Origin of the sequence: Cellvibrio mixtus subsp. mixtus J3-8 (assembly GCF_000766945.1) — a bacterium.
GTDB lineage: Bacteria > Pseudomonadota > Gammaproteobacteria > Pseudomonadales > Cellvibrionaceae > Cellvibrio > Cellvibrio mixtus_A.
Window position 1 is genome coordinate 1 of the sequence record NZ_ALBT01000145.1, and the last position, 1,064, is coordinate 1,064.

Here is a 1,064-nt window from a genome sequence, read left to right on the forward strand (position 1 = left end):
CCTAACCTGGCGGCCAACGGTACGGCGTCGTTTGGTTTCCTGGTGAATAACCCGGGTGCAGCACCCACGGCGTTTACCCTCAACGGGGCGTCTTGTGGTGGCAATACCAGCCAACCCAGCACCAGCAGTAGCAGCTCTACGCCAATCACCAGCACCAGCAGCAGCCGTAGTTCTACCCCGATCACCGGCAGCAGTAGCTCTGTCAGCAATGGTGTCGTGGCTCGCTGGTTGGTGGATGCAACCAACTCCACCTTCCACTTTGTGTCTGTGAAGAAAAGTGCCGCCGGTGTAGAAACCCCGGAAAACTTTACCTTCAATACCTTGCAAGGCACTGTGTCTCCGACGGGTCAGGCAACCCTGACCATCCCATTGGCCAGCATCAATACTGCACAGACTATCCGCGATGGACGACTGCAGGATTACGTGTTCGAGTCGGCGTACCTGCCCAGCTTGCACTTCACGACCCAACTTGACCTGACAGCGATTGACGCTCTGGCAGCAGGCAGCACGTCCGTGCAATCTGTCACCGGCAACCTGATCCTGCACGGCGTTGTGAAATCCATCGTGTTTGATGCCCTGGTGGTCAAACACAGCAACGGCAGTGTTTCGTTCTCTCCACGTAAACCCATCGTCATCAACTCTACCGATTTCGATCTCAACTACGGGATTGAATACCTGCGCAACCTGATGGGCTTGAGCACTATCGGTGAGAAAACACCTGTGTACTTCAAGTTATTCCTGACCAACAGCAACCCGACCAATACAGCGGCAATCAGCCTGCCTACTGCACCGGCTGCACCATTGAGTGTGAGCGGTACTGCGGTTAGCACCGGTGCCAACCTGAACTGGGCGGATGCCAGTGCGAACGAAACCGGCTTCCTGGTGCGTCGTAAAGGGGCTGATGGCCGTTGGTACACTGCAAAGAATAATGCCGCGAACACCGTGTCCTACCTGGACCTTCTGACCGAGTCTGGCACTTATGACTATAAAGTCATCAGCTATACCGACAGTATTCCGTCAGCGGGAACTACTCCGGTGAGTGTTGTATTTACCGGTGGCACGAC

At 55.4% G+C, this 1,064-nt stretch carries 1 protein-coding gene; it reads left to right on the forward strand.

Annotation, left to right across the window (positions count from 1 at the left end):
- Positions 1–1,064: YceI family protein (locus A596_RS05050; RefSeq protein WP_039913074.1), on the forward strand; the 1,064-nt coding region annotated here is incomplete at both ends.